Raw genomic sequence first — 22,680 nt, forward strand, 5'->3', positions numbered from 1 at the left:
AGCGTCCCCTGTGCCTACTTACACGATGATCGTCAACGGGAAGCCGGTCACCGTCGACGCTCCCGCCGACATGGCCCTGCTCTGGGTGCTGCGCGACAAGCTCGGCGTGCGCGGCCCGAAGTTCGGCTGCGGCATCGGCGTCTGCCGCGCCTGCACCTCCCACCTCAACGGCGCGGAGATCCAGCCGTGCGTGACGCCGGTCGCCGAGTGCGCCGGGCAGTCGGTGACCACGATCGAGGGACTGGCGTCCGGTGACGACCTGCACCCGGTCCAGGAGGCGTGGCTGGAGCAGGACGTCGCGCAGTGCGGCTACTGCCAGCCAGGCCAGATCATGGCCGCGGCGGCGTTGCTCCGGACGAAGAAGGAGATTTCGGACGAGGACATCGACCGGATCGCGAACGTCTGCCGGTGTGGCACCTACTTCCGCATCCGGCAGGCCATAAAGTCGGCGGCGGCCAAGATGTAGTTGGAGCCGGGGCCCGCCGGCGCAGGAGGATCCCGTGCTGGCGCTGTCGGTGTTGCTGCTCGTCGCCGTGCTGGTCTGCGCGGTCGTCAGACCGTGGGGCTGGCCCGAGGCGGCGGTGGCGGTGCCGGCGGCGGTGCTCGTCGTGCTGGCAGGGGCGTTGCCGTTCGACCACGTGGTGGACGAGGCGGAGCGGCTGGGACCCGTGATCGGGTTCCTGGCCGCGATCCTCGTGCTCGCGCAGCTCTGCGACGACGAGGGCCTCTTCCAGGCCTGCGGCACCTGGATGGCGCGGGCGTCCGGCGGCAGACCGAAGACGTTGCTGGGCGGTGTGTTCGTCACGGCCTCGGTGACGACGGCGGTGCTCAGTCTGGACGCGACGGTCGTGCTGCTCACGCCTGTCGTGTTCGCGACGGCCGCGTTGCTCGGCGTCCGGCCGAAGCCGCACGTCTACGCGTGCACGCACCTGTCCAACAGCGCGTCGCTGCTGCTGCCGGTGTCGAACCTGACGAACCTGCTGGCGTTCGCGTCGAGCGGGCTGAGCTTCACGCGGTTCGCGGCGCTGATGGCGTTGCCGTGGATCGTGGCGATCGCCGCCGAGTACCTGGTGTTCCGGCTGTTCTTCCGCACCGACCTCGACGCGCCCGCGCACGCGCCGGTGGTGCGGGAGCCGCAGGAGCTGCCGGTGTTCGCGCTGGCCACGGTCGGGCTGACGCTGGTCGGGTTCGTCGTCGCGTCGGCCACCGGGATCGACCCGGCGTGGGCGGCCTGCGCCGGTGCGCTCGTCATGGCGGTGCGGGCGCTCGCGAAGAAGCGCACGACCGTGGTCAAGGTGGTGCGGGCGGCGTCCGTGCCGTTCCTGGCGTTCGTGCTCGGCCTGGGCATCGTCGTGCGGGCGGTGGTCGACAACGGGCTGGACGACGTGCTGCGGCTCGCGATCCCCGGCGGCACCAGCCTGTGGGCGTTGCTCGGGGTGGCCGCGGTCGCCGCCGTGCTCGCGAACGTGATCAACAACCTGCCGGCGGTGCTCGTGCTGCTGCCGCTGGTCGCGCCGATGGGGCCGGGCGTGGTGCTGGCGGTGCTGCTGGGCGTGAACCTAGGCCCGAACCTCACCTACGCCGGGTCGCTCGCCACGTTGCTGTGGCGGCGGATCGTGCACGACCACGACACCGAGGTGAACCTGCCGGAGTTCACGAAGCTCGGCCTGCTCGCCGTGCCTGCCACCCTGGTCGGCGCGGTCGTGGCACTGTGGGCGTCCCTGCTGCTGATCGGAGGATGACCATGACGGTGGTCGTGTGGATCGCCGGTGACACCTGGCAGGACTGCGTCGACGCGGCCCGCGCGTACTCGGGCGACTTCCTGTTGCTGCACGTCAGCGACCACGACGTGCCCGGTGCGGCGCACGGGGCGTTCGCCGGGTTGTTCGGCAGGGGCCACCCCGCGCGCGACCCCGGCAGCCGCCTGGACGACCTCGCCGCCGGTCACGCCACGCAGATCCTCGATGCGGCCGCGGAACGCCTGGGGCTTCCGTGCGCGAAGGAAGCACGCGTTGGCCGCGTCGAGCACGAAGTCGTTGCGGCTGCTCAGGATGCGTCCCTGCTGATCCTCTGCCGGGACGGCGACGTGAGCCACGTCGGTCCGCGCAGCCTCGGCCCGGCGACCCGGTTCGTCGTCGACCACGCGCCCTGTCCGGTGCTCCTCGTCTGGCCGTCATAACTGCGCTCGCGAAAACTTGCGCGCACGCACTTTTGAGATCTAGTCTCGGTGGCATGCGCGCCAAAGGCATCGCGTACGACACCGGTTTCGTGCGCCACGGAGAGATCTCGCTGGAGAAGTTCGACCTGGACGTGGTCAGGCGGGATCTGACCGTCATCAGGGACGACCTGCACTGCAACGCCGTTCACCTGGTCGGCGGCGATCCGGAACGGCTCGAGCGGGCCGCGGAGATCGCCGCCGGGCTGGGGCTGGAGATCTGGTTCTCGCCCTATCCGCTGGAACTGACGCCCCCCGAGATCCTGGACCTGTTCACCGACTGCGCCCGGAGAGCCGAGCGGATCCGGCTCACCGGCGCCGAGGTCGTGTTCGTGACGGGCGTCGAGCTCAGCATCATGAACTCGGGCTTCCTCCCCGGCGGCGACCTGGTGCAGCGCCTGGGCCGGCTGCTGGGCGAGGCCGAGGGCCGCGCGGAGCGGATGGGGGAGGCGGGCGTGAAGCTCAACGGGTTCCTCGCCGAGGCCGTCGCGGTGGTGCGGGAACAGTTCCAGGGCAAGGTCACCTACGCCTGCATCCCGTTCGAGAACCCGGACTGGGACCTGTTCGACGTCAAGTCGTTCGAGCTGATCCGCTCCGCCGAGGTAGCCGACGTGTTCGCAGAGAGCATCAGGAACGTGGTGGCGCAGGGGGAACCGGTCGCCATCACGGGCTTCGGCACGGCGGCCTGGCGCGGTTCGGGTGTCATGGCGCCGCGCAGCATGGAGATCCTGGACCTCGACGAGGCCGGGCTGCCGGTGCGGGTGAAGGACGGCTACGTGCGCGACGAGGCCGAGCAGGCCACGTACCTGCGCGAGGTGCTGGAGACCTTCGAGGCCGAAGGTGTCGACGGCGCGTTCGTCTACATGTTCGCGCTCAACACCTACACGCACCGGCCGGACGACCCGGGTCGTGACTTCGACATGGCCAGTCCCGGCATCGTGAAGGTGTTCGAGGACGGGACCTGGGAGCCCAAGGCCGGGTTCGACGCCGTCGCCGAGATCTACGGGCGCATTTAACCCGCTTGGCGTGCCAGGCGGAGGCGGTCAGACTCGTGGGCATCATGAGCAGCAGGTTGCGAGCGATCGCCCACGACACCGTCGCCATCTCGGAGCGCGGCTCCTACTTCACCGACGCGGGTGAGGTCGCTGTCGCCGTCGCTCCCGCGGTCGCGGGAACCCGGCTCCACCTTCCCGACGAGGTGCTGTCACTGCCCCCGGAGACCGACGGCGTGCGGATCGATGTCACCAACGAGTCCACTTTGGATGCGACCCGGCGCCTCGGCGGTGACGTCGCCGCGTTGAACTTCGCCTCCGCGCGCAACGCGGGAGGCGGGTTCCTCAACGGCGCGCAGGCACAGGAGGAGAGCATCGCCCGTGCGTCGGCGATCTACCCCTGCCTGCGTGCCGCCGGTGACTTCTACGCCTACCACCGCGCGCACGACGACCTGACCTACAGCGACCGCGTGATCTACTCGCCGCGCGTGCCGGTGTTCAAGGACGACAAGGGAACCCTGCTGCCGCAGCCGTACGAGGTCTCGTTCCTCACCGCCGCCGCGCCCAACCGGTCCGCGATCCTGCGCAACCAGCCCGAACGCATCGACGACATCCCGCTCGCGTTGCTGCGGCGCACCATCCGCGTGCTGCACGTGGCCGCGTCGCACGGGCACCGCCGGCTCGTGCTGGGTGCCTGGGGTTGTGGTGTCTTCGGCAACGACCCCGCGACCGTCGCGCGGATCTTCGCGCTCGCGTTGCGGGACAACCGCTTCTTCGACCACGTCGTCTTCGCGGTGCTGGACCGGCAGGAGGGCGCGCCGACGCTGACCGCGTTCGCCGACGCCCTGCATGGGTAGCATGCCGGGCATGACCACCGAGCCCGTGCGTGCGACCGACCGTCCAGGAGACGCGTCGCCGTTCGCGCTGGGACTGTTGCTGCGCCGGGCGCACTGGCGGGCGGCGGCGGTCATGGGGGAGTCGTTGCGGCCCCTCGGCATCGAGCTCCGGCACTTCGCCGTGCTGGTGGAACTGGTCAACAACGGTCCCGTGATGCAGCGCGATCTGGCACCGGCCACGGGCACGGACAAGGCCGGGATCATGCGCGTCGTGGACGACCTGGAGCGCAAGGGACTGGCCGTGCGCAAGGCCGTGCCGGGAGATCGGCGGGCACGGGCGGTGGAGATCACCCCGGCCGGGCTCGCGCTCTTCGACGAGATCCACGTGGCGGCGCAACCGTTGTCCGAACGGCTGGGGTCCGTGCTCGAACCCGGCGAGCGTGATCAGCTCGAGGCGCTGCTGACCAAGCTCGCCCACTCCGGCGCCTAGAGCCTCTTCGCCAGCACGACCGCCTCCTCCAACGCGCGCTCGCGGGACGCCTCGTACTGCGGGACCAGCGCGGACATGGCGGGGTTGCGGGGTGCCATCGTCAGTTCCGGGACGATGAAACCGACCTCCAGTCCGAGGCTGCCGGCGAGCACCGCCCGCAGGTAGTTCCGCACGAACTCGAACCCCTCGCGCGGCGTGCCCGGCTCGTAGGAACCGCCCCGGCTGGCGACGACGGTGACCGGCTTGCCCTGGCACGACGGACTTTCGCCGGACGTGCGGCCGGGCAGGATCACGTTGTCCAGCCATGCTTTCAGCGTCGACGGGATCCCGTAGTTGTACATCGGGGCGCCGATCAGCACGGCGTCGGCGCGCTCCAGTTCCTCGATCAGCACGAGCCTGCCGGTGGCCCCGGGGTCCCGGTGGCCCTCGGCCGTGATGTGCGGGACGGGTGCGGCGGCGACGTCCCGGTAGATCACCGTGCCGTCCGGGTGCTGTTCCTCCCAGGTCCGGCGGAAGACCGCCGCGACGGAACGCGAGTGGGACGCGTCGCCGGGGAACACGGACGAGTCGATGTGCAGCAGCGCGGCCATGTGTTCTCTCCTACTTCGTATCGCTCGATATCGTATCGAACGATACTATTTCAGGTGTAACCACACGACCACGTCAAGTGAGGGAGCCTGTGATGGACGTCTACGAGGCCGTCACGAGCAGGAGGGCAGTGCGCGCGTTCACTGATCGGCCGGTGTCGCGGGAGGTGCTGGAGCGGGTGCTGACGGCGGCGGCCTGGGCGCCGTCGGCGTCGAACATCCAGCCGTGGCGCGTCTACGTCGTGACCGGGCAACCGTTGGCGGAGCTCAAGAAGCGTGCGGGGGAACGCCTCGCCGCCGGCGATCCGTGGGACGAGCCCGAGTACCAGCAGTACCCGCCCGAGCTGAAGTCGCCGTACCGCGAACGGCGTGCGGCCTTCGGGGCGCAGCGCTACGGCGCGCTCGGCATCGCGCGCGACGACCTGGAGGCACGGCAGCGGGCGGCCTCGGCGAACTGGGACTGCTTCGGTGCTCCCGCCGCCCTGTTCTGCTACCTCGACGGGGGCATGGGCTCGCCGCAGTGGTCCGACGCCGGCATGTACCTGCAGACCGTGATGCTGCTGCTCCGCGAGGAAGGGCTGCACAGTTGCCCGCAGATGGCGTGGGCGAAGTTCACCGCGTCGGTCGCGGAGGTCGTGGCTCCGCCGGAGGGACTCGTGCTCTTCTGCGGCATGTCGATCGGGTACGCGGACACCGCCGTGGTGGAGCCACGGACGGGCCGGGCGCCGCTCGCGGAGACCGTGACCTTCCTCGACTAGGCCTCTGACCTGCGGTGAGCCAGAATGATGCCAAGCTGAGCCAGAATTGCTTGCTGGTGGCACCGCCGTGTGCCATAGTGATGCCATGGATCTGACCCCGTATGTGGCTTCCCTCGGCCGCGAGCTGCTGACCGCCGTCGAAACCGGCGGCGACGAAGCGAGCGCGCTGGTCGAGCGGTTGACCGTGACGATGGAGTCGGCGATCCGGCTGGCGCTGCTGGAGGCGCTGTCCGCTGCCGCCGACGAGATCACCGCGGACCTGGCACCGGACTCGGTGCAGGTGCTGCTGCGGGGCCGTGACCCGAAGTTCGTCGTGACGCGCCGGGCGCCCGAACAGCCGGCCGCCGTCGCTGCGGAGCCCGCCGCCGCGGCACCCGCCGAGGACGCGGCGGCCGCCTTCGACGACGGCACCACCGTGCGCATCAACGTCCGGCTGCCCGAACCGCTCAAGGCCGCGATCGACGAGGCCGCGGCCAAGGAGGGCCGCTCGGTCAACGCGTGGCTCGTGCGTGCCGCGTCCGCGCAACTGAGCCCGAAGCGCGAAACCATCGCCGAGACGATCGAGAGCAGCATCACCGGCTCGCAGCGTTTCGTCGGCTGGGTCCGCTAACTCCCGGTCTTCTTCACATCGCCCCGACCTGCGGGGATGTTCCACCGACACCTTCTGAGGGGACAGCCATGCCTTCTTACGAAACGCCAGAACCGATTTCCGTACTGCTCGACGTCTACGCGGGCTACGTCCAGATCGTCGCGAGCGACCGCACCGACACGAAGATCGACGTGCGACCCTCCGACCCGTCCGACTCCTCGGACGTCGAGGCGGCGCAGAAGACCCGCGTCGACTACTCCGACGGCACGCTGATGGTGCGCGGGCAGAAGCGGACGTTCGACTTCTCCAAGAAGACCAGGTCGGTCGACGTCGTGATCGAGCTGCCGACGGGGTCCAAAGTGGACGCCGACGTGACGGCCGGCAGCGTCCGCACCTCCGGGGTGCTCGGGGTGACCGAGGTCGACATGTCCGCGGGCAACATCCACCTCGACCGGACCGGACCGCTGAAGGCGGACACCGGCGCCGGAGTGGTCAACATCGGCTCGGTCACGGGCCACGCCGACGTCAGGACCGGCAGCGGCCACATCCGCATCGGCACGGTGCGCGGCTCGCTGGTCGTCAAGAACTCCAACGGTCACATCGACGCCGGCGTGGTCGAGGGCGAGCTGAAGGCGCGTTCCGCCAACGGGGACATCACCGTCGAACGCGCCGCCGGCCCGGCGGAGGCCAGGACCGCGATGGGATCCATCAACATCGGCGAGGTCGTCCGCGACACCGTCACGCTCAACACCGCGATGGGCGGCATCGAGATCGGGATCGCCCAGGGCACCGCCGCGTGGATCGACGCCAAGACCGCGTTCGGCCGCGTCACCAACACGCTCGACGGCAGCGACGGCCCCGGCAACTCCGCCGAGACCGTCAAGGTCACCGCCCACACGTCCTTCGGCGACATCACCGTCCGCCGTTCCTGAGGGGGAACACCATGAACGCGATCAAGGCGACCGGCCTGCGCCGGTCCTACGGGGACAACGAAGTGCTGAAGGGCGTCGACCTGAACGTCCAGCGCGGCACCGTCTTCTCGTTGCTCGGCGCGAACGGCGCCGGCAAGACCACCACCGTCAAGATCCTCTCCACGCTGATCGGCGCCCACGGCGGCAGTGCGTCCGTCGCCGGTCACGACGTGGCGAGCGACCCGGACGCCGTCCGCGGCGCGATCGGCGTCACCGGCCAGTTCTCCGCCGTCGACAACCTGATGACGGGCCGGGAGAACCTGAAGCTGATGGCCGACCTGCACCACCTCGGCAAGGCGGACGGCAGGCGCAAGGCAGAGCAGTTGCTGGAGCAGTTCGACCTGGTCGACGCGGCCGACAAGTCCGCGGCCACCTACTCCGGCGGCATGCGGCGCCGGCTCGACCTCGCCATGACGCTGGTCGGGTCACCTGAGGTGATCTTCCTGGACGAGCCGACCACCGGACTCGACCCGCGCAGCCGCCGCACGATGTGGCAGATCGTGCGGGACCTGGTGGCGAGCGGCGTCACGATCTTCCTGACGACCCAGTACCTGGAGGAGGCCGACGAGCTCGCCGACCGGATCGCGGTGCTGGACCACGGGAAGGTCGTCGCCGAGGGCACGGCGGACGAGCTCAAGCGCCGCATTCCCGGTGGCCACGTCCTGTTGCAGTTCACCGATCCCCGGCACCTCGAGGCCGCGACGCGGATCGTGCGCGACGCCTCCCGTGACGGTGAGTCGCTCGCCCTGCGCGTGCCCAGCGACGGCAGCGTCCGCTCGCTCAAGGCCCTGCTCGACCGCCTGGACGAGAACTCGGTGCTGGTCGACTCGCTCAGCACCCACACGCCCGACCTCGACGACGTCTTCCTCGCCCTCACCGGCAGCCCTGAAAAGGTGGCCCAGCAATGAGTTACGTCCTGGCCGACTCGGCGACGATGGTGCGCCGCAACCTCACGCGGATGATCCGCTACCCGTCGCTGACGTTCCAGCTCCTGATCATGCCGGTCGTGTTCCTGCTGCTGTTCGTCTACGTCTTCGGCGGCACGCTGGGCGCCGGGCTCGGCGGGCCGAGCGGCGGACGGGGCGAGTACCTCAACTACGTCACGCCGACGATCATCCTGATGTCGATCACGGCCGCGGTGCAGGGCACGAGCATCTCGATCGCGATGGACATGACCGAGGGCATCGTGGACCGCTTCCGCACCATGAAGATCGCCAGGGTGTCCGTCCTGACCGGACACGTCGTCGGCAGCCTGGTCCAGACGGTGCTCGCCATGACGTTCGTCTTCGGCGTCGCGGTCGCGATCGGCTTCCGGCCGCAGGCGAGCGCTCTCGGCTGGCTCGCGCTGGGCGGCCTGCTGATCTCCATGTCGTTCGCGATGATCTGGTTGTCCGCCGCGCTGGGCCTCGCCAGCAAGTCCGTCGAGTCGTCGAGCAACGTCGGCCTGCCGCTGATCCTGCTCCCGTTCTTCGGCAACGGTTTCGTGCCCACCGACTCGATGCCGACGGTGCTGCGCTGGTTCGCCGAGTACCAGCCGTTCACCCCGTTCATCGACGCCCTGCGCGGTCTGCTGATGGGCACGGCGATCGGCAACAGCGGCTACATCGCCTTCGCCTGGTGCCTCGTCATCGGGCTCGGCGGCTACCTCTGGTCCAAGAAGCTCTTCAACCGCGAATCCACCCGCTGAAGGAGTCACCGATCATGTTGCAAGGCCTTCCCATGGAACGCGACGTCACCCCGTTCGACCCTCCCAGCAAGATCACCCTGGTTCGCGAGACCCGGCCCGTCAGCCCGATGCTCTTCCCCGACGGCCACGAGGGCTGGCTCATCACCGGCTACGAAGCCGTCCGGCAGGCGTTATCCGACACCAGGTTCAGCAACCGGCAGGACCTGGGCATCATCCACGTGCCGTTCCCGACGCCCGGCATGCCCGAGCAGACCGAGCCGTCCCCGCAGACGCCGGGGCTGTTCATCAGCATGGACCCGCCGGACCACACCCGGTTGCGCCGCAAGCTCACCGGGGCGTTCACGGTCAAGCGGATGAAGGCCTTGGAAGAAGGCATCATCGAGATCACCGAACGGCAGCTGGACGAACTCGCGAAGCTCACCCCACCGGTCGACCTGGTGAAGGAGTTCGCGCTTCCGGTGCCGTCACTGGTGATCTGCGAGATCCTCGGCGTTCCCTACGCGGACCGCGACACGTTCCAGACGAACTCCTCGAAGTTCATGGAACGCGAGGTGGACCTCGAGGACAAGATGGCCGCGTACATGGCGATGAACACGTACCTGGCCGAACTGGTCATCGGCAAGCGGGCGGAACCGGGTGACGACCTGCTGTCCGATCTGGCCCGCGACGAGGACCTCAGCATCGAGGAACTCTGCGGAATGGCGTTCCTGCTGCTGCTCGCGGGCCACGAGACGACGGCGAACATGTTGTCGCTGGGCACCTTCGCGTTGCTGGAGCACCCGGACCAGCTCGCGGCGCTGCGGGACGACCCGGCACTGATCCCTGACGCCGTCGAGGAACTGCTGCGCTACCTGGCCGTCGCCGACATCTTCTTCCGGTACGCCGCCGAGGACATCGAGTTCTTCGGGGAGACGATTCCGAAGGGCTCGTCGGTCATCCTGTCGCTGCTGGCGGGCAACCACGACCCCGAGCGCTACGAGAACGCCGACACGCTCGACGTGCACCGCAACGCCCGTGGGCACCTGTCGTTCGGGCACGGCGTCCACCAGTGCCTCGGCCAGCAGCTGGCCCGCATCGAGATGCGCGCCGGGTTCGAAGGGCTGCTCCGTCGCTTCCCGGGCCTTCAGCTCGCGGTTCCGGCCGACGAGGTGAAGCTCAGGACCGACATGAACATCTACGGCGTCCACGCACTGCCCGTCACCTGGGCGTAGTTCCGACACCCAGTTCCAAGGCCCGCCGCACCGCTTCCGTGCGGGTCGCGACACCGAGTTTGGCCAGGATCCTGGCCACGTGCGTCGCGACCGTGTTGACGCTGACGAACAGCTCGGCGGCGATCTGCGAGTTGGACCGGCCCCGCACGAGGACCGCCAGCACGTCCAGTTCGCGGCGGGTGAGGCCGAAGTCGTTGCCCGGCGGGGTTTCCACGTCTTCGAGCCCTCCACGTGCCAGCAGACCGCCGATTCTGGTGAGCAACGGCTGCGCTTTCAGCCGCACGGCAATCTCCTGCGCCTCACGAAGTCTCGTTCTCGCGCCCGGCTTGTTGTTGGACGCCAACGCCGTCACGGCGCCTTCGACGAGAGCCTGTGCGGTTTCGTGTGGATTGCCCAGCTCACGCCACTTCGCCGCGGCTTCGTCCCAAGTGGACAACGTGGCTGCGTCGAAGGTGAGCCGGTACGCCGTCAGCACCGGGGTTGTGGCCGGTATCGCATGAGCGACCTTGGTGAGTTCGGCGAGTCGTTGCTCGACGTCCTGGGCCAGTGTGCGGTCGCGGGGTGCGGCGGCTCGCCGGGCACGCTGAACGCGGGTGCCGATCACGGTCAGCCGCAGCAGTTCCTCCGGCCACCAGGTGGTGACGGCCAGGTCGAGTTGGTCGGTGAGCACGCGCTGTGCCACCTCCAACTCGCCCTGGCCGAGCGCCCGCGTCAGGCGCAGCATCGTGAACTCCGCCAGGAACTGCGCGGCGCCGTGCGCGTGCCGGGAGTACTCGGCGAGCTGGCGCATCAGCGGTTCGAAGCGGGCCTCGTCGCCGCGTTCCAGGGCGATCCTGGTGACGGTGAGCCGGGAGAAGGCGGCGTACAGGGGCGGAGGGCCGTCGGCGAGGGCGTCCTCGGCGGCCTCGATCGCCTCGTCCCACTGGCCCAGCCAGTGCTGGCACATCGCCTGGGCGGCGGCGAGCATGCTGCCGCGCGACCGCACCCGGCCCAGCCGCTGCGCCACCTGCCTGCCGGTGCGGGCGAGTTCGACGGCGTCCGCGACCTGGCCCGTCCGTTCCGCCGCGTCCGCTTCCCATTGGTACGTGGTGAGAAGCGTGTGATCGTCGTCCACTCTCGCAGCCAGTTCGCGGGCGCGGGCGAACATCTCGCGATCGTTGCCGAGCGCGGCGAGCACCAGAAGAGCGGGCGCGCGCAACGCGTCGTCGTCCAGCTGGTCGGCGATGGCCAGTGCTTCCGTTGCACACGAACGACTTTCCTCGTGCCGGAACGAGCCCACGCCCGCGATCGCGAGCGCCGCGAGCAGCCTGCCGCGCAGCGGACCTGGCGGTGCCAGCTCGATCGCCCCGCGGAGGTCGTCCTGACCGGTTCCGTCCATTCTGGACCGAAGGCGGCCGCGCAGGCCGAGCAGCCGCGCCACCCGGTGCGGCTCGGTCACTTCGGCGAGTGCGGCGGTGCAGTGCTCGACGCCCACGCCGGACCTGCCCGCCGCGAACGCCGCCTCGGCCGCGAGTTCCAGCACGGCCGTCCGGTCCGCCACGATCTCGGGGGACCAGTGCGCCAGCACGAGTTCGAGCAGGTGCAGCTGTTCGTCGCAGGCGTACTGCCGGGCGGCGATGGCCGCGGCCCGCCACGCGACCGCCGCGGCCCTGCCGAACTCTCCCGCCGCCGCCCAGTGCTCCGCCACGGCCGCGCTGTCCACGGCCAGTGCCTCCGCGCTGCGGGCGTGCAGCTGACGACGCCGGGCGGGCGGCACCGAGTCGTAGACGGCCTCGCGGATGAGGTCGTGCCGGATGCGGTAGCCGTCGCCGTCCGCGACGACGAGGTCGAGCCCGGCCAGGTCGCCGATGCCGTCCTCCAGTTCGAGCGCGGTACCGGCCACGGCCAGCGTCGCGAGCAGGTCGCGGGCACCGGCCGGCAGCGCGGTGACCCGGTCGAGCAGCAACGTCCGCAGGTCGGCCTCCTCGCCGGAGGTGCTCAGCGCCTCCGCGAACAACGGGTTGCCGCCACTGCGCCGATGCACCTCGGCAGCCCGCGACGAGTCCCCGTCGACGGCGGCGAGCAGGTCGGCGACCTGGCGGCGGTCCAGCGGCGGCACGTCGATCCGCCGCACGTCCGCACGGCGGCCCAGTTCGGCGAACAACCGCCTGCCCGGATGCCCGGAGGCCAGCTCGCCGGTGCGCAGCGTGCCGATCAACAGGACCTGCGAACCGCCGAGGTTGCGCGCGAGGTAGGCGAACAGCTCGCGGCTGGAGGCGTCGGCCCAGTGCAGGTCCTCGATGACGACGACGGCGGGACCGATGCCGCTCAGCAGCCCCAGCACCTCTTCCAGCAACCTGGTCAGGCCGAACCGCGCAGGCGCCGGTCCGAGGCCGGGCAGCCAGTCGCTCAACGCCGTGCCGTCCGAAGGCAACAGCTTGGTGACCCCGTCGCGGCCGATCTTGCGCACGAGATCCCGGAGAACCGCGACGAACGGGACGTACGGTGCCCCGTCCGCACCGAGCTCCAGGCAGCCTCCACTGAGGACGATCGGCTCGCCGGGCAGTGCGCCGACCGCTGTGGACACCAGCCGGGACTTGCCGATGCCCGCCTCGCCGGTCACCAGCACGGTCGCGGGAGCACCGCCGCGTGCGCGTTCGTACGCGCCGCGCAACGAGTCCAGCTCGGACTCGCGGCCGATGAGCACCGGAGACGTCACCGGCCACCTCCCAACCCGGACGCGATGTCGTCAAGTCTGATGACGACAGCTTGCCACCCGCTCGGAGAAGCTGTGGACACATCCGAAACGGGAGGCAGCAATGCGCAAGGTCATCGCCAACATCTCGCTCTCGCTCGACGGCCGGATCGCGGGTCCCGGCGGCGAGTACGACATGGGCTGGATCGTCGGGCACGCCGTCACCGACGGCGCCCGCCGGCACATGGTCGAGGTGACGGCCCCGGCGACGACGGCGTTGCTGGGACGCAAGAACTACCAGGGCTTCGGCGGGTTCTGGCCGGGGGTGGCGGACGACGAGAACGCCGCCACCGCCGACCGCGCGTTCTCCCGCTGGCTCAACGACGTCGAGAAGGTCGTCTTCTCGACCACGCTCACCGAGGTGGAGTGGGAGAACGCGCGGCTGTCCGCGGTCGATCCCGTCACGGAGGTCAAGCAGCTGCGCGAGCAGGAGGGTGGCGACATCATCGTGCTCGCCAGCACCAGCGTGATCCGGCAGCTGCTCGCCGCCGACGAGGTGGACCGGCTCAGCGTCACGCTGTGCCCGGAGCTGGTCGGTGGCGGCGAACGGCTGTTCCAGGACGGTCCGTCCGGCACGTCCTGGCGGCTGGTCTCGTCCACACCGGTGGAGAGCGGCGCCCTTTGCCTGTACTACGACCGGAACCGCTGACCTGTCAGACGGTGAAGCCACCGTCGACGTTGATGCTCGCGCCGGTGACGTAAGCGCCGGCGTCACCGGCGAGTGCCGCCACGACCTCGGCGATCTCCGCGGGCTGACCGAAACGTCCCAGTGCGGTCAGCCCGCGGATCGTGTCCGCCATCGGCCCGTCCGCCGGGTTCAGGTCCGTCTCGGTCGGACCGGGGTTGACGACGTTCACGGTGATGCCCAGCGGACCGAGATCGCGCGCGAGTCCCTTGGTCATCCCGATCAACGCCGTCTTGCCGGCCGAGTACAGGGCGAAGCCCGGAAACGGCGCGTACACGGCGACGTTGCTGCCGATGCTGATGATCCGTCCGCCGTCGCCCATGTGCCGTACCGCCGCGCGCGCCGCGAGGAAGGGTGCGCGCACGTTCACGGCCATCGTGTGGTCGAACTCCTCCCGGCCGAGTTCCTCCAGTGGTCCCACCTGGAAGGCGGCCGCGTTGTTGACGAGGACGTCCAACCGTCCGAAGTGGACGGCGGTCTCGTCGACCGCCGCCACCACGGCGTCCGGATCGGCGCTGTCCGCCCGGATGGCGAAACCGTTGTCCGGCTTGGTGTTCTGGTACGTCACCGCGACCTGCGCGCCGAGAGCGGTGAGCTTCTCGGCGATCGCGGCCCCGATGCCGCGGCTCCCGCCGGTGACGAGAGCCGCTTTCCCTGCAAGTGATCCCATGCCCTCAGCCTGCTGGAATCAGCATCGGGCGTCTGGCGGGAATCGGACCGTCAGTTGGCGCCTCGGACGTACGCCCACGCGGTGCGGTTGAGGGAGTCCTCGACGCCGGTGAAGCCCTCGTTGGGGTTGAGGACGTCCTCGTGGAAGTCGACGTCGATGTCGTCGGCGGTGCCACCGATGGCGTCCGGACCCACGCCGAACATGCCCTTCGGGTTGCCGCCCTGGTCCATGATGGCGTCGAGCGCGTTGAACTGGTCCTGGTGCCAGCTGCCCGACATGTGACCGGCCTCGTGCGCGGTGATGTTGCCGATCGCCCTGCCGATGAACGCGATCTTGTCGCTGGCCGGCGTGATGTACCCGTTCAGCGAGGTGCGCGACTGGGTGGCCGGCGAGCTGAGGATGTCGAGCAGCACCAGCGCGGTCTCCTCCTTGCCGAAGTTGCCCGCGTCGATCGACTGCGCGATGCCGACGGTCTGGATGCCGGACTCGGCGATCGAGCCACCGACGACCACCCGGCTGACGTTCGGCTGACCCCACGGGTCCGCGTGGTCGCGGCTGTTCAGGATCCGCACGGCGAACCGCTTGTTCGTGCCCTTGGCGGCCAGGTCCTTCTCGATGTTCTCGCGCACGGTCGCGACCACGCCGTCGATCACGGCGTTCTCGTCGGCGCCGGTGAGACCCCAACCGGGCAGGAACTTCTTCAACGGCGAGAGGTCCTTGTTGCCGGCTGTCGGGTCGCTGCCGAAGATCCGGGTGTTGACCCGCGCGCCGTCGAAGTCGAGGAAGAGCGTCAGCACGTCGGGCCGCGGGTTGAGCTCCGAGCCGGGACGGTAGGCCTCGACCGTGACGTCGTAGCGGCCGTCGCCGTTCTCGACGCCGACCGTGTAGCGGCCGTCCTTGGGCGCCACGAAGTCCGCGACGGCGTTGCCGCCGGCGGGCATCGGGGAGTTCTCGGCGTACAGGAAGCTGAAGTCCTGCGACGAGCCGAAGACCTCACGTCCGGCGGGATCGTTGATCACGACCCTGGTCGCCTTGCCCTTCGCCGACGCGCCGAGCACGTCGCCTGCCTTGAGGTCGACGGAGAAGAAGTCCTTGTCCGCAGGGCCGTCACCGGAGGAGATGGTCAGGTCGTACCCGCCTTCGGTGCCCGCGCGCTTGCCGGTGCCCGGCGTCAGCGGGTCGGACGGGATCGCGCCCGGTCCGGCCGCGGCGACCATGACGTACACGTCCTGGCCCGCGCCCACGGGGACCTGGATCCTGCTGTCGGTGGTGCCCACGAGGTTGTCCTGCTGCACCAGGACCTGCCCGGCGGCGTCGTACGCGGCGAGGTGCGTGTCCAGGTCACCGGACGGGGTGTCCGTCTCGACGACGACGTACCTGAGCTCGGTGCCACCGGTCAGCTTGTAGAAGTCGTGGTCGCCGGAGCCGTCACCGCCGGTGCCGTACGGGCCGTCGCCGATCGTGCCGCTGGTCTTCAGGGCCCTGCCGCGCGCCGGAACGCCGATGTCGCTCGCGAGCGGGATGGCGTCGTTGGTCTCGGCGAACGCAGGGACGACCGGGATCGTGGGGTCGCCCGCCAGGTCACCGGTGATCGTGAGCTTCGGGTTCTTGCCCTTGCCGGTGCCGAACCCCGCCACGTGCTCGGCCTGGGCGGGCGCGTCGTTGGCGCCCTGCCCGGTCTCCTTCTCGCCGTACGTCAACGGCTGGCCCGCGCTCTTCGCGGCCACCCGCGACTGCTTGCGGGACTCGCGGTCGCGGTGCACCGAGGCCCAGTCGACCTGTGCCTCCGCCGGCAGGAACGCCAGCATCGGATCGGGTTGACTGAGCTGCGGCGCGGGCTCGGCGGCCGACTGCCCCGAGGCCACCAGTGCGAGTGCCACACCTGCTGTGAGCACGCCAAATAGGTGCTTGCGCATATGAAGTTCCCCCAGTTCGGTCTTGAACCGAGGAAACCAGCGCCGTGCGGATCAGACGAGCCTTTTGGTCAGCCTTTGTCCACTTTCGGACATTCAGACCGCGGCTTTGACGCGCAGCGGTGCCGCGACCTCGTGCAGGTGCTCCAGCACGTAGCCGTACGAGCGGAACAAGCCGCACTGCGCATAGGAAATGCCGCGCTGCTCGCAGAAGTTGTGGACGATCACCTGCGCGTGCCGCAGCGCCGGCCGGGGCATGCTGGGGAACAGGTGGTGCTCGATCTGGTAGTTCAGACCGCCGAGCAGGATGTCCGTGAACCAGCCGCCCCGGATGTTGCGCGAGGTCAGCACCTGCTTGCGCAGGAAGTCGAGCGAGTGGCCGGCGGACAGCACCGGCATGCCCTTGTGGTTGGGGGCGAAGGAACAGCCCATGTAGAAGCCCCACAACGCCTGGTGCACGAGGATGAACGCGACGGCGTACACGGGCGAGAGCACCCAGAACACGACCCCGAGGTACACCACGACGTTCGCGATCATCACGAACCGCTCGCGGCCGGAGTACCGGATCGAGTGCCAGTGCAGCGCGAAGCCTTCGAGCAGCAGCAACGGGAAGAACAACACCGCCTGGTGCGAGGCGATCCACCGCAACGCACCGCGCTTGCCCGCGCCCTGCCGTTGCGTGAACGCGAGCACCGTGATGTCGACGTCCGGGTCCTCGTCCTCGTGGTTCGGGTTGGCGTGGTGGCGGTTGTGCTTGCCGACCCACCAGTCGTAGCTGACGCCGACCAGTCCGCTGTGGACGTAGCCGGTGATCGCGTTCCACTTCTTCGTGGCGAAGATCTGCTTGTGGCCCGCGTCGTGCCCGATGAACGCGAGCTGCGTGGTCATCGCCGCCAGCACGACCGCCACCGCGAGCTGCCACCACGAGTCGCCCAGCAGCGCGAACGCCACCCAGGCCCCGGCGTAGACGGCGAGGTTCACGCCGATTCGAGCGAAGTAGTAACCACGCCGCCGAGCGAGCAGGCCAGCCTGCTTGATCTCGGCGGCCAAGTGGGCGAAGTCGCTCGCCTGCCGGAGTGCCATTTGCGCAGAATGCCGGATGGCGGCGACGAAGTCATGCACGGCCGGTGAAGTCGTTACAAACCACGTGGGTCGGTCCCGCACCGACACGATCAGGTGATCATGATCATCATCTCCGGCGAGCCGCTGGCCCCCGCCCCGGCCGCTGAGGTCCAGTGCTGCGCAATCGGGCCCGCCGCGGACGCGGGCCGATCCGGAGAGAGGACCAGAAGGCGTGGTCGACCACACAACCGTGCTCATCGCGGGCGCGGGGCCGGCGGGGCTCGTGTTAGGCAACTTGTTGCGCGCGGCGGGGATCGGCACCCTCATCGTCGAGCGGGCGAGTCGTGAGCAGGTGCAGACGAGGGCCAGGGCGGGCTTCCTGGGACCGAACAGCGCCCGCGTCCTCGCGGAGCACGGACTCGCCGCCGGGATGCTCCACAAAGGACGGTCGCACGGCGTCTGCGCTTTTCGGGGTGAGGACGGGGAGTTCGAGCTGGACTACTCCGCGCTCGGCCGGGGCGAGGTGCACACCGTCTACCCGCAGCAGGACCTCGTCACGGACCTGGTCGCCGAATATCTGGACCGCGGCGGGGAGATCCGGTTCGGTGCGACCGTCACCGGCGTCGATTCCGGTACCGCGACGATCCGTTACCGCGACGAGCAGGGCGAAGGTGTTGCCACCGGCCGGTTCCTCGCGGGGTGCGACGGCAGCAACGGCGCCACCCGGCAGGCGATTCCGGCGGACTTAGGTCAGCGTCACACCCAGGACCACGGCGTCAGCTGGCTCGCGGTGCTCGCCGAGGCGCCGCAGAGCATGGCCGCGGTCACCTACGCGATCCACGACGACGGCTTCGCGGGCCACATGGCGCGCAGCCCCGAGGTGACGCGGTACTACCTCCAGGTTCCTCCCGGCGACGACCCGGAGTCCTGGACCGACGAACGGATCTGGGCCGCCCTCGGCACCCGGATGCGCACCGACGAGTTCGGTCAGCTCAAACAGGGCCCGATCACCGAACGCCGGATCGTCCGGCTGCGGTCCGAGGTCGTCGACCCGATCCAGCACGACAGGCTGTTCCTCGTCGGTGACGCGGCCAGTCTGATCAGCCCGTCCGCCGCCAAGGGCGCCAATCTGGCGATCATGGAGGCCGAGGTGCTGGCCTCCGCCCTGATCTCCGCCCTGCACCGGGACGACGAACGGCCGCTGGCCGCGTACTCGCGCACCTGCCTGCCCCGCGTCTGGCGGGCGCAGGAGTTCTCGCGCTGGATGATCGACCTCCTGCACACCCAGGACGACGACTTCCACCGCGCTCTACGCCGCGCCCGGCTGCACAGCCTGCGCGACTGCCGCGCCCACCAGAACTTCTTCGCCGAGCACTACGTCGGCATCTGAGCCACGGGAACCGTCACCATGATCTCGACCAGCACACCCGTCATCGCCGCGGCCGACCTCGACCGGCTGACCGCCACGATGGCCCTCATCGGCGCGCACGACACGCACTCGGCCCTCGCCGCCGCCGTGCCGTCGCTGCCCGCCGACCAGCGCGCCGCCGTCACGCGGCACGCCACCCTCGACCACGCCGCGTTGCTGATCTTCCCGGAAACCCTTGCGGGACTTGCGGACGAGCTCGCGCGGCACGGCATCGAGGTCGGCACGATGACCCCGAGCGTCGTCGTCCGCGAACGTCTCAGCGCCCGCTACTCCGTGCCCGTCGCGGACCTGAAGGTCGGCATCCTGCGCGCGCCCGTCTCCGACCGCAACGGCTGGCCGTGCGAACTGGAGATCTTCGTGATGGTGACGCCACCGGAGTTGGCGCACATCGCCGAGGACGAACGCCGCCACGAGCACGAGAACCACGTCGCACTGGCCGTACGGCGCCCGGATCCGGTGCTGCTGCGCGGACTCCGCACGATGATCGCCGGTGTCATGCGCCCGGACGGCGGTGGTTACAACGGTTACGAGAACCACTCGGTCCTCTACTTCCGCGACGCGCACTGCGCCGACCCCGCGTTCCGCCGCCTGGAACTGATCTCCACCGGCCGGTTCCCGCAGCTGCAGGCCACTCACCAGCGCGAGTCCTGTGCCGGTACGGAGTTGCTGCGCCTGCTGACCGGCGCGTGGGCGACGCAGGCCATCGCGACCGCCGCCGAACTCCGGCTGCTCGACCACCTCGTGACGATCCAGGACCTGCCCGGTCTCGCCGCGGCCACCGGCTCCGAACCCCAAAGCCTGGCAAGGCTTCTGCGGTACCTCACGTCACTCGGCGTTGTGCACATGTCGGGTGAGCGGCACAGCCTCACCGACCTCGGCGAGCTGCTGAGGTCGGACCTGACGGGGTCGATGCGGCCGCTCGCGCTGATGTACGGCGGCCCGTTCTACCGGTCGTTCGCCGAACTGACCGAGGCCGTCCGCAGCGGTGAGGAGTCGTACGCGAAAGCTTTCGGCGCGCACCACTTCGCCCACATGGCAACGGATCCGGACCTGGCGGAGCTGTTCCACGGGTCCATGGCCGCGAGCAACGCCATGTTCACCGGTGTCACCAAGGTCGTCGACTTCTCCACCGCCGGCACGGTCGTGGACGTGGCCGGCGGCAACGGCGAGCTGCTGTCCCGCGTGCTGCACGCCAACCCGGCGGTGCGGGGCGTTCTGCTCGACCTCCCGAACGCCCTCGCCGCCGCCGAACCGCGCCTCGCCGACCTCGCGGACCGCGTCACCCTCGTCCCCGGCGACTTCACCCGCTCGATCCCCGGCACCGGCGACATCTACCTGCTGTCCCGCGTGCTGCACGACTGGGACGACGAGCAGTGCCGCACCATCCTGGCCACGTGCGCGCGGAACATGCCCGCACACGCCGAACTGCTGGTGATCGAGCGCCTGCTGCCCGAGGCCGGCGAGGTGGACTCGCTCGCGATCCCGTGGGACATCCACATGTTGTGCAACACCGGCGGCCGTGAGCGCACCGAGTCGCACTACCGCGAGTTGCTCGCCGAGGCGGGCTTCGAGCTGGTCGAGACGCACGCGCTGCCGCTCGACGCGCACGTCATGCGCGCCAAGCTGCGTTAGTTCACCAGCTCACCAGGCAGAAGGGGTGGCCTGCGGGATCCGCGTACACGTGGAACCGCTCGCCACCGCCTTCGAGCCTGCGCGCGCCCAGTGCCAGCACCTTCTCGCCGGCCGCGCCGAGATCGTCCACGCGCACGTCGAAGTGCATGTGGGCGGTCTCGGCCGGCCAGTTCGGGGGCTGCCAGCCCTCGACCCGCGCGAACGCCACGCCGGGCCGGTCGGGGGCGTCACCGATGACGACGAGCGCGCCGTCGTCCTGCACCCGGATCATCCCGAGCAGCTTCTCGTAGAACTCCGCGAGGCCCTGCGGGTCAGGGCAGTCGATCACCAGTCCGTGCCAACGTCCGATCATGCGCGGGATGCTGGCACGGATCGAGGACAGCGACCGCCCTGGATCACACGAGTGGCATGGCCATCACGGGGTCCGTCGTCGGCTGCTGCGAACCTCCCTGGGGCTCAACGGTGAGCGCGACCCGCTGCGCGCCGGTCAGCCCGGAGACCGCGAGCGGTGACGTCAGCGACTTGAGCACGCCGGCCGAGCGCGGGCCGTTCTCGCCGACCAGCCAGAGCTGGTAGGCCTTACCTGGGCCCGGATCCGGCAGGTCCCTGGCGAGGAACAGCGCCTCGTCGCGGCTGGCCGAGATCACCGCGGTGCCGGTCGCCCCGTTCGGCGCCGTGCCGCTGATCAGCTTGGCGTCCGGAGTGGACAGCAGGTCGGAGAAGCGGCTGTACTCGCTGGACAGTTGCGCCAACTGCTTGTCCTGCGAGGACTCGGTGTACTGCACCGTCACGAAGACAGCGGCGACCAGGCAGGCGGCCGCGAGCAGCCCTCCGGCCCAGCGGATCCTGCGCGGGTTCGGCACGCGGGCCGGATGCGGGGACAGCTGCCGGGTCTCGGCCGCCGCGGCGAGCACGCGGGCACGCAGCTGCGGTGGCGGCGGGGACTCCACCGCGACGCCCAGCCTCGCCGCCGTGGCCGCGAGCTCGGCGACCTCGAGCGCGCAGCTCTCGCAACGGATCAGGTGCGCCTCGAAGGCGGTTCGTTCGATCTCGGACAACGCGTTCACGGCGTAGGCGCCGGTGAGCGTGTGCAGATCAGCGGATGTGGTCCTCATCCGGTCACCCCCATGCAGTCCCGCAGTCGGATCAGGCCGTCGCGCATCCTGGTCTTGACCGTGCCGAGCGGAATGCTCAGCAGGCTCGCGACCTCCGGATACGAGTAGCCCTGGTAGTAGGCCAGCAGCACGGACTCGCGCTGCAGTTCGGTCAGGAAGCTCAGACAGCGGCGCACCTGACGTTGTTCGAGCCGGCCGTCGACCTGCTCGCTCACCTCGTCGAAGGGCCTGCCCGGATCGAGCCGGGCCGCGCGGTCCTCGCGGTGGGTGGCGGCCTGGGCGGACCGGACGCGGTCGACGGCGCGGCGGTGCGTCAGCGTGAGGATCCAGGTGTTGGCGCTGCCGCGGTCGGGGTCGAACCTGGTCGCGGTCCGCCACACCTCGAGCATCACCTCCTGGAACACCTCCTCCGACTGCGCCTGGTCCCGCACCACCCGCCTGATCAGCCCGAACACCGATCCGGACACGACGTCGTAGAGCCGCTCGAACGCGGCCTCGTCGCCCCGTGCGACCAGGGCGAGCAGTTCGTCGGCGGTCGGACCCACGTCTCGCGGGGTCCTCGGCAGGCTTTGCAGCGCCCGCTCACGCTCAGGCATCCCAGGTCCTCTCCTCAGCGTTGTCCTCTGGTGTTCGCAGCAGAGGCGCTGATGGATCGGTGCTGAATGCGTCAGATCTCGTTTGGTAACGGATCGATAACCACACCCATCCGCTCCCAGGGGGGTGGCGAATCACGGGCAGCAACTGCTCGATCACCCCTTGGAGATGTCCTGTCATGAACAAGACCGTCCGCAACACCGTCCTGGCCGTCGGCGCCGCCTCGCTCGCCCTGTTCGGCGCGGCGTGCGGCTCGGGTGACACGGCCAGCAGCAGCGGCACCTCGTCCAGTGCCGCGCCCACCTCGACCGCGACCTCGTCCGCCGCGATGGCCGACCCGGCCAAGGACCTCGTCGGCCCGGGCTGTGCCGACTACGCGAAGCAGGTTCCGTCCGGCGCGGGTTCCGTCTCGGGTATGGCCGCTGACCCGGTCGCCGTCGCCGCGTCGAACAACCCGCTGCTCAAGACGCTGGTCGACGCCGTGTCCGGCAAGCTCAACCCGAAGGTCAA

General features: G+C 69.8%; 23 protein-coding genes and 1 pseudogene. 16 read left to right on the forward strand and 8 right to left on the reverse strand.

All coding sequences use genetic code 11. The annotated features are described in order from the left end of the window. The first annotated feature begins 10 nt into the window (after positions 1–10). From ACH413_RS47330 to ACH413_RS47355, 6 genes are read left to right on the forward strand one after another with little or no spacing between them, the layout of a single operon-like run. Positions 11–466, forward strand: a complete 456-nt coding sequence (locus tag ACH413_RS47330; RefSeq protein WP_360048837.1) for a (2Fe-2S)-binding protein — start codon at positions 11–13, stop codon at positions 464–466. Positions 467–500: 34 nt separating this feature from the next. Next, the gene (locus ACH413_RS47335; RefSeq protein WP_360048835.1) at positions 501–1,742 is read left to right on the forward strand and encodes an SLC13 family permease; all 1,242 of its coding nucleotides are present in this window, start codon (positions 501–503) and stop codon (positions 1,740–1,742) included. 2 nt (positions 1,743–1,744) lie between these two features. Then, a complete protein-coding gene (locus ACH413_RS47340; RefSeq protein ID WP_360048833.1) occupies positions 1,745–2,179 on the forward strand; it encodes a universal stress protein in 435 nt (144 codons plus the stop codon). A gap of 53 nt (positions 2,180–2,232) precedes the next feature. After that, on the forward strand, positions 2,233–3,231 hold the full coding sequence (locus tag ACH413_RS47345; RefSeq protein WP_360048831.1) for a hypothetical protein: 999 nt from the start codon (positions 2,233–2,235) through the stop codon (positions 3,229–3,231). Between the two features lie 44 nt (positions 3,232–3,275). Then, the gene (locus ACH413_RS47350) at positions 3,276–4,064 is read left to right on the forward strand and encodes a TIGR02452 family protein (protein ID WP_360048829.1); all 789 of its coding nucleotides are present in this window, start codon (positions 3,276–3,278) and stop codon (positions 4,062–4,064) included. 10 nt (positions 4,065–4,074) lie between these two features. Further along, entirely contained in the window at positions 4,075–4,533 is a 459-nt protein-coding gene (locus tag ACH413_RS47355; RefSeq protein ID WP_360048828.1) for a MarR family winged helix-turn-helix transcriptional regulator, read from the forward strand. On the opposite strand, the gene ACH413_RS47360 is transcribed toward ACH413_RS47355, so the two are convergent. After that, complete coding sequence (locus tag ACH413_RS47360) at positions 4,530–5,123, reverse strand: NAD(P)H-dependent oxidoreductase (RefSeq protein WP_360048826.1); 594 nt, start codon at positions 5,121–5,123, stop codon at positions 4,530–4,532. The two genes, ACH413_RS47355 and ACH413_RS47360, sit on opposite strands and share 4 nt — an antisense overlap. A gap of 92 nt (positions 5,124–5,215) precedes the next feature. Here ACH413_RS47360 and ACH413_RS47365 point away from each other — a divergent pair, with 92 nt between their 5' ends. The 6 genes from ACH413_RS47365 to ACH413_RS47390 all read left to right on the forward strand — a co-directional run bounded on the left by ACH413_RS47365 (position 5,216) and on the right by ACH413_RS47390 (position 10,336). After that, entirely contained in the window at positions 5,216–5,878 is a 663-nt protein-coding gene (locus tag ACH413_RS47365; RefSeq protein ID WP_360048824.1) for a nitroreductase, read from the forward strand. Between the two features lie 85 nt (positions 5,879–5,963). Beyond that, complete coding sequence (locus ACH413_RS47370) at positions 5,964–6,488, forward strand: ribbon-helix-helix protein, CopG family (RefSeq protein WP_360048823.1); 525 nt, start codon at positions 5,964–5,966, stop codon at positions 6,486–6,488. A gap of 68 nt (positions 6,489–6,556) precedes the next feature. Then, positions 6,557–7,399, forward strand: a complete 843-nt coding sequence (locus ACH413_RS47375) for a DUF4097 family beta strand repeat-containing protein (RefSeq protein WP_360048821.1) — start codon at positions 6,557–6,559, stop codon at positions 7,397–7,399. Positions 7,400–7,410: 11 nt separating this feature from the next. After that, entirely contained in the window at positions 7,411–8,346 is a 936-nt protein-coding gene (locus tag ACH413_RS47380) for an ATP-binding cassette domain-containing protein (RefSeq protein ID WP_360048820.1), read from the forward strand. Next, entirely contained in the window at positions 8,343–9,125 is a 783-nt protein-coding gene (locus ACH413_RS47385; protein ID WP_360048818.1) for an ABC transporter permease, read from the forward strand. The genes ACH413_RS47380 and ACH413_RS47385 overlap by 4 nt, the downstream gene beginning before the upstream one ends. Before the next feature lie 14 nt (positions 9,126–9,139). Beyond that, positions 9,140–10,336, forward strand: coding sequence for a cytochrome P450 (locus ACH413_RS47390; protein WP_360048816.1), 1,197 nt, complete (start codon positions 9,140–9,142; stop codon positions 10,334–10,336). Here ACH413_RS47390 and ACH413_RS47395 read toward each other — a convergent pair. Further along, a complete protein-coding gene (locus ACH413_RS47395; protein WP_360048815.1) occupies positions 10,323–13,034 on the reverse strand; it encodes an AAA family ATPase in 2,712 nt (903 codons plus the stop codon). The two genes, ACH413_RS47390 and ACH413_RS47395, sit on opposite strands and share 14 nt — an antisense overlap. Positions 13,035–13,134: 100 nt before the next feature. On the opposite strand from ACH413_RS47395, the gene ACH413_RS47400 reads away from it, so the two are divergent. Then, on the forward strand, positions 13,135–13,719 hold the full coding sequence (locus tag ACH413_RS47400; RefSeq protein ID WP_360048813.1) for a dihydrofolate reductase family protein: 585 nt from the start codon (positions 13,135–13,137) through the stop codon (positions 13,717–13,719). A 4-nt stretch (positions 13,720–13,723) separates the two neighbouring features. On the opposite strand, the gene ACH413_RS47405 is transcribed toward ACH413_RS47400, so the two are convergent. The 3 genes from ACH413_RS47405 to ACH413_RS47415 form a co-directional block, all read right to left on the reverse strand. Next, entirely contained in the window at positions 13,724–14,425 is a 702-nt protein-coding gene (locus ACH413_RS47405; protein WP_360048812.1) for an SDR family oxidoreductase, read from the reverse strand. Between the two features lie 50 nt (positions 14,426–14,475). Beyond that, the gene (locus ACH413_RS47410; protein WP_360048810.1) at positions 14,476–16,320 is read right to left on the reverse strand and encodes a hypothetical protein; all 1,845 of its coding nucleotides are present in this window, start codon (positions 16,318–16,320) and stop codon (positions 14,476–14,478) included. A 114-nt stretch (positions 16,321–16,434) separates the two neighbouring features. Then, positions 16,435–17,421 carry an acyl-CoA desaturase gene (locus ACH413_RS47415; RefSeq protein WP_360048809.1) on the reverse strand — a complete coding sequence of 329 codons (987 nt, stop codon included), beginning with the start codon at positions 17,419–17,421 and terminating at the stop codon, positions 16,435–16,437. Between the two features lie 211 nt (positions 17,422–17,632). On the opposite strand from ACH413_RS47415, the gene ACH413_RS47420 reads away from it, so the two are divergent. Next, positions 17,633–18,790, forward strand: a complete 1,158-nt coding sequence (locus ACH413_RS47420) for a 4-hydroxybenzoate 3-monooxygenase (RefSeq protein ID WP_360048808.1) — start codon at positions 17,633–17,635, stop codon at positions 18,788–18,790. Positions 18,791–18,808: 18 nt separating this feature from the next. Beyond that, complete coding sequence (locus ACH413_RS47425; protein ID WP_360048806.1) at positions 18,809–20,461, forward strand: methyltransferase; 1,653 nt, start codon at positions 18,809–18,811, stop codon at positions 20,459–20,461. A gap of 1 nt (position 20,462) precedes the next feature. Here the strand turns inward: ACH413_RS47425 and ACH413_RS47430 are convergent, their stop codons facing one another. From ACH413_RS47430 to sigK, 3 genes are read right to left on the reverse strand one after another with little or no spacing between them, the layout of a single operon-like run. Continuing rightward, on the reverse strand, positions 20,463–20,813 hold the full coding sequence (locus ACH413_RS47430; RefSeq protein WP_360048804.1) for a VOC family protein: 351 nt from the start codon (positions 20,811–20,813) through the stop codon (positions 20,463–20,465). Between the two features lie 43 nt (positions 20,814–20,856). Then, positions 20,857–21,576 carry an anti-sigma factor gene (locus ACH413_RS47435; protein WP_360048802.1) on the reverse strand — a complete coding sequence of 240 codons (720 nt, stop codon included), beginning with the start codon at positions 21,574–21,576 and terminating at the stop codon, positions 20,857–20,859. Beyond that, the gene (sigK, locus tag ACH413_RS47440; protein ID WP_093598963.1) at positions 21,573–22,172 is read right to left on the reverse strand and encodes an ECF RNA polymerase sigma factor SigK; all 600 of its coding nucleotides are present in this window, start codon (positions 22,170–22,172) and stop codon (positions 21,573–21,575) included. The genes ACH413_RS47435 and sigK overlap by 4 nt, the downstream gene beginning before the upstream one ends. A 176-nt stretch (positions 22,173–22,348) precedes the next feature. Here sigK and ACH413_RS47445 point away from each other — a divergent pair. Next, positions 22,349–22,680, forward strand: a pseudogene (locus ACH413_RS47445) (fasciclin domain-containing protein); the annotation flags it as partial.

The sequence above is a fragment of the Lentzea sp. NPDC020367 genome (assembly GCF_044387305.1).
Classification (GTDB): Bacteria; Actinomycetota; Actinomycetes; order Mycobacteriales; family Pseudonocardiaceae; genus Lentzea.

Bases quoted from the DNA above. Each gene is read 5' to 3' on its own strand.
- ACH413_RS47390 (WP_360048816.1), top strand. From the start codon at position 9,140: ATGTTGCAAGGCCTTCCCATGGAACGCGACGTCACCCCGTTCGACCCT.
- ACH413_RS47355 (WP_360048828.1), top strand. From the start codon at position 4,075: ATGACCACCGAGCCCGTGCGTGCGACCGACCGTCCAGGAGACGCGTCG.
- ACH413_RS47430 (WP_360048804.1), bottom strand. From the start codon at position 20,813: ATGATCGGACGTTGGCACGGACTGGTGATCGACTGCCCTGACCCGCAG.
- ACH413_RS47350 (WP_360048829.1), top strand. From the start codon at position 3,276: ATGAGCAGCAGGTTGCGAGCGATCGCCCACGACACCGTCGCCATCTCG.
- ACH413_RS47380 (WP_360048820.1), top strand. From the start codon at position 7,411: ATGAACGCGATCAAGGCGACCGGCCTGCGCCGGTCCTACGGGGACAAC.
- ACH413_RS47345 (WP_360048831.1), top strand. From the start codon at position 2,233: ATGCGCGCCAAAGGCATCGCGTACGACACCGGTTTCGTGCGCCACGGA.
- ACH413_RS47415 (WP_360048809.1), bottom strand. From the start codon at position 17,421: ATGGCACTCCGGCAGGCGAGCGACTTCGCCCACTTGGCCGCCGAGATC.
- ACH413_RS47370 (WP_360048823.1), top strand. From the start codon at position 5,964: ATGGATCTGACCCCGTATGTGGCTTCCCTCGGCCGCGAGCTGCTGACC.
- ACH413_RS47400 (WP_360048813.1), top strand. From the start codon at position 13,135: ATGCGCAAGGTCATCGCCAACATCTCGCTCTCGCTCGACGGCCGGATC.
- ACH413_RS47405 (WP_360048812.1), bottom strand. From the start codon at position 14,425: ATGGGATCACTTGCAGGGAAAGCGGCTCTCGTCACCGGCGGGAGCCGC.
- ACH413_RS47435 (WP_360048802.1), bottom strand. From the start codon at position 21,576: ATGAGGACCACATCCGCTGATCTGCACACGCTCACCGGCGCCTACGCC.
- ACH413_RS47365 (WP_360048824.1), top strand. From the start codon at position 5,216: ATGGACGTCTACGAGGCCGTCACGAGCAGGAGGGCAGTGCGCGCGTTC.
- ACH413_RS47425 (WP_360048806.1), top strand. From the start codon at position 18,809: ATGATCTCGACCAGCACACCCGTCATCGCCGCGGCCGACCTCGACCGG.
- ACH413_RS47340 (WP_360048833.1), top strand. From the start codon at position 1,745: ATGACGGTGGTCGTGTGGATCGCCGGTGACACCTGGCAGGACTGCGTC.
- sigK (WP_093598963.1), bottom strand. From the start codon at position 22,172: ATGCCTGAGCGTGAGCGGGCGCTGCAAAGCCTGCCGAGGACCCCGCGA.
- ACH413_RS47360 (WP_360048826.1), bottom strand. From the start codon at position 5,123: ATGGCCGCGCTGCTGCACATCGACTCGTCCGTGTTCCCCGGCGACGCG.
- ACH413_RS47385 (WP_360048818.1), top strand. From the start codon at position 8,343: ATGAGTTACGTCCTGGCCGACTCGGCGACGATGGTGCGCCGCAACCTC.
- ACH413_RS47375 (WP_360048821.1), top strand. From the start codon at position 6,557: ATGCCTTCTTACGAAACGCCAGAACCGATTTCCGTACTGCTCGACGTC.